This is a genomic window from Arthrobacter sp. TS-15 (assembly GCF_006964045.1).
Lineage (GTDB): Bacteria > Actinomycetota > Actinomycetes > Actinomycetales > Micrococcaceae > Arthrobacter.
In genome coordinates this window covers 408,798-415,505 of the sequence record NZ_SDXQ01000029.1, presented here as the reverse complement: position 1 = coordinate 415,505, position 6,708 = coordinate 408,798, and the positions used below count along the sequence as shown (strand labels likewise).

The window sequence follows — 6,708 nt, the reverse complement described above, 5'->3', positions numbered from 1 at the left end:
GGCAGCGGCTGGAGTGGGTCGGTATCCGGGCGAACTCATACCGTCCACTCTAGCCGCTGCCCTGCCATGGGTAAGCCCTACTTGAAGCTGGCTCCGACCAGTCCGCGGGTAGCTGCCACGAGCTTCATGGGGTCTGCAGAACCAGCTGGCGGAATGTACACCGCCACGGACTCGGCGAAGTTCAGGACCATGCCCGTGGTGGTTTCCTTTCCACCGGCGAAGACAGCGGAATCGTCCTCAAGGAGAAGCTTGTCTCCTGCCGCCTTGGGCGTGCCTTCGAAAGCGAAGTCCAAACGTCCCACAACCACGGCACCGCCGTCGGCAGTCCGGAGCACCACGGTCTGATTGGTGACCGGAGTGTGGGTGAACTTGAAGTTGGCGCTTGTTCCGTTCTTCACGGTGTCCGCCTGGTACGCCAGTGCCCCTGCGATGTACGGGGAAGACTGCCCGTCAGCCAGCTTGCTGCGGTTGGGAGACTCCGGGTTGGTGAGCATTTCACTCAGGATTTCCAGAGCCTCGTTACCGCTGTAAGCCAGTCCGGTGCTGTCACTCGCCGGTACAGGTTCGGTACCCTTGCGCGGAATCGGGAAAGAGGGGAAGTTGGTCCCGGGCTGAAGCGGGGCACTGCCCCACAACTTGTAGTTTTCGCGGGGTGAAAGCTGCACCAGGGTCAGAACCTGCGGCACAACGTTGCCCTCACCCTGCGTGAGGGCAAAGACCGTGCGGGGCCAGTCACGCTTGGTGCTGATCACACTGCTCTGAAGCTTGGTGGCACGGACCGGCATGCGCGGCTCATAGGCGGAAACCGCGGACCGGATCTTGTAGTTCTGCGTCCGGATCTGGAGTTCCATTTTGTCTACGCGCGGAGCCAGCTTGGCCGCATCCTTGGCCGCATCGGCTGCATCCACAGTGCTGGCGACCTGCTCAAGAATCCGCTGCAACTGGGATTCCAGCATGACCGGCGTTCCGCCTTCGGCAGCAGCTGCGGCCGAGGATGTGGACGTGGCCTCGGGTGTTGTGGTGGCTTGGGCAGCAATGGCTGTCCCTCCCACCATGACTGCTGCCATTGTGGCGGCAAGGGCAGTGATCCGGAGTGCCGGACCTTCGGTGCCCGCACCACGACGGCGGCCTTCGTCACCCGTGGGCGACTGGACTTCAGTTGACTGTTTGGCTGAGGGTTGAACCGGCAGCGTGGTGGTTTCCCCACCATCGCGCGGCTCATCGTCATCGCGGTCGCTGCGTCGATTGCTCATTGCCTTGGCGATGAACGGCAACGCCGCTCCCACCAAGATGATGATGATGCCCACAACAATCAGCGGCACTGCCCAGGGGGTGGTGGCGTTGTTGGGGAACGTCATGGAAATTGACGACGGCGCGGGCTTGGTACCGTCTCCGGCTACCAAAAGGGACCACTCGCCGTCAGCGGGAGGGTTCCAGGTGTAGTCAAGATCTCCGCTGGCATCCTCAGTGCTGACCCACAAATCGGATCCAGCCGGGGACGGCGCCGTGGCCTCGCCATCTGAGGAGGACACCTCCAGCGACTTCTGGTCAGCAGAGACACCGGTCAGCGTGTTGTGGGCGGTCTCACCGACCCACGCTTCCACATCGTCCGGTCGTCCGGTGGCTACCATGAAGTTGCCTTCACCCTGGATTTTGATCTTCACCGGCCCGTCATGGAGAGCGATCAACTTTTGGTCAATCACGGTCAGCGGGGCAGCTTTGGTATCGCTCGGAACCGAAGCCGTCACGGTCTCAGCGGGGGCCCAAAAAGTCAGCTGGCCTATACCGGCCAGCATCGTCAGCAGGCCCAGCAGCACCAGCAAGGCTGCAGTCTTCAAACGCACAGGATCACCTATCATCAGCGGTCGTTGAACTTCAAGGGTAACCGTTTTGTTATCAGAGAGTCAGATCGAGGTGATCTCCCCGACACCCCGAAAAGCCCGCCACCGCGCCGCTCCGGCGCCATTACGCGGTCCTGATAGTGTGGCGATGATCATGATATACGGGCCTCCCAACGCCTAAGTCCACCTTGTACCACCACTGAAAAGGCAGCTAAACCGCGTGAAAGACCACATGGAGCCCCGTCCCGTCGAAGAGTCAGGGTCAGGTGCGGTGGATTCCCCTTCCGGGGGTGGCACCGCTACTTCCGAGGGCCCTGCTGCAACGGTTCCGGTCCGCACCGGACGCCTGGCTGCCATCAGCCGCAGACTTCGGCAGCCCATTCCCGGAGCCCGCAACCGGGTGCGATTCGAGATGCCCCCGGAAACTGAATCCGATGAAGGCAGCGAAAGCTTCCGCCCCGAGGACGACCACGGATTCGGCGCCCCCGGCCCGCGAATGTCATCACAGCATCCTGTATATGTCGGATTCATGGGTACCGCCGGCGTCGGCATCGCCCTGGCCGTGTTCTACATTGCCAGCAACACCACCCAACTCATTTTGTGGATCGTGGCCGCGCTGTTCATCGCACTTGGACTTGATCCCGTGGTTCGTTGGCTTGAAGGCCGCAAAGTCCCCCGCCCCGCGGGCATCCTCATTTCCGTCTCAGCGCTTGTCCTTGCAGTGGCAGGCTTCTTCGCAACACTAATACCCACCATCGTCGAACAGGTATCGGAAATCGTCCGCCAAGCCCCTGAGTGGATCCGCGGTTTCCTCGACTCGGACTTCTTCCGCAGCGCAGACAGCCAATTCGGCGTGCGTGACCGTATCACTACTGAGCTGGACAAGTTCGTCAAAGACCCCGAGGCGATGGGTGGCATCTTCGGCGGCGTGGTGGGTTTCGGTTCCACTGTGGCCAACGGCCTGTTTGGTTCGCTGATCGTCCTGGTCCTGAGCCTGTATTTCCTGGCAGCCTTGCCGTCCATGAAGAAATGGGCTTACCGCCTGGCTCCCCGGTCCCGCCGTCCGCGTGTTGAGGCGCTTTCCGAAGCGATCACCGATTCCGTGGGTAATTACGTCATTGGCCAGGTCTGCGTAGCCCTCCTGAATGCTATTTTTGCGTTCATCCTGATGACCATCCTGGGCATACCATTCAGCGTCCTGCTTGCGTTCGTCGTTGCCCTGCTGGCGTTCATCCCCTTGGTGGGCGGCATGATCGCTGCAGTAGTGGTTATCCTGGTGGCACTGACCGCCGGCTGGCAGACAGCGGTGGTTTACGCGATCGCCTACTTCGCCTACCTGCAGTTCGAGGCGTACTTCATCTCACCGCGCATCATGCAGCGCGCTGTGGCGGTTCCGGGAGCCGTGGCCGTGATCTCGGTGATAGCCGGTGGCAGCCTGCTTGGCGTCCTTGGCGCGTTGATTGCCATTCCCACAGCAGCAGCGATCATGCTGCTCATCAAGGAAGTCTTCATCGTCCGGCAAGACAGGCACTGAGCCTTCTCTCGGTTTTTGTACAGATAATGCCCCTAAGCATCGTGTTTAGGGGCATTATCTGTACAAAAACCGGACGCGGGGCCCAGCTAGGCGCTTGCGACCGGCCCCGCCCACTCCCGAGGTAGACCGTCGGCTCCGGCACCCGCCGGAGTGACGTCGTCGACGATTTCATTCAAGACTCGCGCTGCGTACTTTTCGCCAACCCAGAGGTGCTTGGCGCCGTCGACGCCGACAATCCGGGCTTGAGGCACCACAGCGAACCGCTGGGCTGCTTCAGCAGGCTGCAAGTAGTCATCGTGCTCGGGCACCAGGACGGTCAACGGCTTCCCGGACTCGGCCCACTCCTTGAGGTGCACGTCCGTGGCCCGGTGCAACGGTGGCGAGAGCAACACGGCACCTTCGATCTCCGAGGCTACCGGCTCCACCGCCCCGTACATCAGGGCCAGTTCAGTTCCGAAAGACCACCCCACCAGCCAGCGGTGCGGCAAGCCGCGTTCAACGGCGAAACGGACGGCGGCCTCGACGTCGTACCGCTCACCAATGCCCTCTTCGAACTGACCATCGCTGGTTCCGCGCGGCGATGCCGTGCCCCGCGTATTGAACCTCAGCACGGCGACGCCGGCCAGCGCCGGAAGCCTGTACGAGGCCTTGCGGTACACGTGCGAATCCATGAATCCACCGTGAGTGGGCAACGGGTGGAGCGTGATCAAGGTGGCGGTAATTTCCCCTGACGCCGGGAGCGCGAGTTCGCCCAGCAGCACCTTGCCGTCCTCTGTGGTGAACTCCACATTCTCGCGCACAGCGGGAAGGACCGTGGAAGCACGGATTTCCGAGGGCGCATTCTGCGGGGTGAACACGAACGAGGCGGGGTCGAAAGTCATGGTTCCAAGCCTAGCGAATCAGCGGTAACGGTACGTCCGGCCCGTCCAGCAGTTGGTGTGCCAGTGCCTGCGTTCGGCCAGCCCTGCGGCCTGTCCAAACAGATGGCTGTCGGACCACACCACCAAGTGGGCGATACCCGGGACGATGGCAGTGGAGCAGCCAGGGCAAATGTACTGCTTCTCCGCTTTCCTGGCCGTCATGGTTCGCACCATCCAGTCACCATCCGGGGCGCTTTCCCTCCTGGCGATTCCGGCACGGGCCCGCTCAAGGTCCAGCTCCTGCGCCGGTTCAGTCCACTTTCCACCGGAGTTGCCGGAGCGTGTGCTGGACGCGTTGCGACGGGGACGGTTGGAGCGGGGCATACTTCCATTCTGCCCCAGCCATACCGTTGCAGACGGTAATGTGGGGCGGGTGCGACTCGTCATAGCCCGTTGTTCTGTTGATTACGTTGGCCGCCTCAAGGCCCATCTCCCGCTCGCCACCCGGCTCCTGCTGGTCAAAGCGGATGGTTCGGTGTTGGTGCACTCCGACGGCGGCTCCTATAAGCCGCTGAACTGGATGAGTCCCCCCGCGACCCTTCGGGTGACCTCACCGGAGGAGACCGAAGTGGAGGAAGGGGTGGTGGAACAGTGGACTGTTCAGTCCGCCAAAACGGATGACCGCCTCATCATCAATATCTACGAGCAACTGCACGACACCTCGCACGAGCTCGGCACCGATCCCGGCCTGATCAAGGACGGCGTCGAAGCGGATCTTCAGAGGTTGCTGGCCGAGCAAATCGAACTTTTGGGGTCCGGTTACTCCCTGATTCGGCGCGAGTACTTCACAGCTATCGGTCCTGTGGACATTTTGGCCAGGGACGCGGCCGGGGCCACTGTTGCCATCGAACTAAAACGCCGTGGAGACATCGACGGCGTTGAACAACTCACGCGTTACCTCGAGCTGCTCAACCGCGACCCCCTGCTGGCACCGGTACGGGGAATTTTTGCCGCACAACAGATCAAACCCCAAGCGAAGGTCCTGGCCAACGACCGCGGAATAGATTGCGTCACGCTGGATTATGACGCCATGCGCGGCGTGGATGACAGCGAGTCACGGCTTTTCTAGGTTCCCGTCTTCGGGAGGGTGTGCCGCAGGCCACTAGAATCAAGACCATGACTGTTGCATCCTCCCCATCGTACGCTCCAAGCCATCAGATCATTAAAGGAACGCTTGTCAGCGACGGCGAGGTGGTGGAAGACGGATTGGTTGCCGTCGACGGCGACAGGATTGCCTATGCAGGCCCGGCCAGCGCCTTCGATCCGGAAGAATTCGACGGTTTTCGCAACGCGATCCACTTAGGCATCCCCAGCGGTAGCTACCTCTTCCCCGGCCTCGTTGACGTGCACTGCCACGGCGGCAATGGCGGCGACTTCCCTGGCGGTGAAGAATCTTCCGCGCGCAAGGCCGTGGACTTCCTTCATAGATCAGGTACCACCACATTCCTTGCCAGCATGGTCACTGCTCCCCGGGAAGACCTCCTCCGGGGTATCGAGCTCTATGTGAAGCTCGTGGATGAGGGGCTGGTGGCCGGCATTCACCTTGAAGGCCCGTTCCTCTCCCATGCCCGATGCGGGGCCCAGAATCCCGACTACTTGTTGGAACCGGATCTGGAGCTCATGGACGAACTGGTGGCTGCCGCGGCCGGCAAGCTGTCCACCATGACCTACGCCCCCGAACTTCCAGGCGCAGCTGCCCTGGTGGACCTGATGACTTCCCATGGCGTTACTCCCTCCTTGGGCCACACCGACTGCGACGACGCCACGGCCGCGGCGTCGCTCGCTGCGGCACGGGAGGGACTTGAGTCGGCAGGGTTCGACGGCGTCAGCTCGCTTCCCACCGTGACGCACCTCTTCAACGGGATGCCGCCCATGCACCATCGCGCCCCGGGTCCCGTTGCGGCGTGCCTGCGCATGGCGCAGGAGGGAAAGGCCGTTGTTGAACTCATTGCAGACGGAACGCACCTGGCCCCGAGCACCGTGGCAACTGTCTTCCAGTTAGTGGGCGCCGGAAACATCGTCCTGGTCACGGATTCAATGGCTGCCGCAGGATTGTCCGATGGCAGCTACATGCTCGGCCCGTCCCCGGTCACCGTCAGCGACGGCGTGGCCACACTCGATGCCACGGGATCCATCGCCGGAGGCACCTCCACCCTCTTGGAAGTTGTCAGCAAAACGGTGGCAGCCGGCGTCGGACTTCCCGACGCGATTTGCTCGGCAACAGCGGTCCCGGCCGCGGTCCTTGGACTTTCCGATGAAATAGGCGGGCTCCGAAGAGGACTTCGCGCCGATGTGGTGGTAACAAACCAGGATCTGCAACTGACGGGCGTAATGCGCAATGGGCAGTGGTTGTCCTAGATTCCCGGCGTCCGGGTTCCTACACGTTCCTTGGAAAAGGCCGTTGAATTGTCGG

The 6,708-nt window shown here is 62.0% G+C and carries 6 protein-coding genes; 3 read left to right on the top strand and 3 right to left on the bottom strand.

Features of this window, described 5'->3' with window-relative positions:
- Positions 1 to 77: 77 nt before the first annotated feature.
- A complete protein-coding gene (locus tag EU811_RS12135) occupies positions 78 to 1,859 on the bottom strand; it encodes a hypothetical protein (RefSeq protein WP_142938640.1) in 1,782 nt (593 codons plus the stop codon).
- Positions 1,860 to 2,061: 202 nt separating this feature from the next.
- On the opposite strand from EU811_RS12135, the gene EU811_RS12130 reads away from it, so the two are divergent.
- Positions 2,062 to 3,375 carry an AI-2E family transporter gene (locus tag EU811_RS12130; protein ID WP_142938639.1) on the top strand — a complete coding sequence of 438 codons (1,314 nt, stop codon included), beginning with the start codon at positions 2,062 to 2,064 and terminating at the stop codon, positions 3,373 to 3,375.
- 86 nt (positions 3,376 to 3,461) lie between these two features.
- Here the strand turns inward: EU811_RS12130 and EU811_RS12125 are convergent, their stop codons facing one another.
- Both EU811_RS12125 and EU811_RS12120 read right to left on the bottom strand, forming a co-directional pair.
- Positions 3,462 to 4,256, bottom strand: a complete 795-nt coding sequence (locus EU811_RS12125) for an alpha/beta hydrolase (RefSeq protein WP_142938638.1) — start codon at positions 4,254 to 4,256, stop codon at positions 3,462 to 3,464.
- Between the two features lie 18 nt (positions 4,257 to 4,274).
- Positions 4,275 to 4,619 carry an ATP/GTP-binding protein gene (locus EU811_RS12120; protein WP_142938637.1) on the bottom strand — a complete coding sequence of 115 codons (345 nt, stop codon included), beginning with the start codon at positions 4,617 to 4,619 and terminating at the stop codon, positions 4,275 to 4,277.
- Between the two features lie 49 nt (positions 4,620 to 4,668).
- Between EU811_RS12120 and nucS the strand changes: the two genes are divergently transcribed.
- Together nucS and EU811_RS12110 are read left to right on the top strand one after the other, a co-directional pair.
- Positions 4,669 to 5,364, top strand: a complete 696-nt coding sequence (gene nucS, locus EU811_RS12115; RefSeq protein WP_014922168.1) for an endonuclease NucS — start codon at positions 4,669 to 4,671, stop codon at positions 5,362 to 5,364.
- A 47-nt stretch (positions 5,365 to 5,411) separates the two neighbouring features.
- The gene (locus EU811_RS12110; RefSeq protein ID WP_142938636.1) at positions 5,412 to 6,653 is read left to right on the top strand and encodes an N-acetylglucosamine-6-phosphate deacetylase; all 1,242 of its coding nucleotides are present in this window, start codon (positions 5,412 to 5,414) and stop codon (positions 6,651 to 6,653) included.
- Positions 6,654 to 6,708 lie beyond the last annotated feature (55 nt).

Excerpts from the sequence above, each read along its gene's own strand:
- EU811_RS12110 (WP_142938636.1), top strand. The coding sequence starts at position 5,412 with ATGACTGTTGCATCCTCCCCATCGTACGCTCCAAGCCATCAGATCATT.
- EU811_RS12125 (WP_142938638.1), bottom strand. The coding sequence starts at position 4,256 with ATGACTTTCGACCCCGCCTCGTTCGTGTTCACCCCGCAGAATGCGCCC.
- EU811_RS12120 (WP_142938637.1), bottom strand. The coding sequence starts at position 4,619 with ATGCCCCGCTCCAACCGTCCCCGTCGCAACGCGTCCAGCACACGCTCC.
- EU811_RS12135 (WP_142938640.1), bottom strand. The coding sequence starts at position 1,859 with ATGATAGGTGATCCTGTGCGTTTGAAGACTGCAGCCTTGCTGGTGCTG.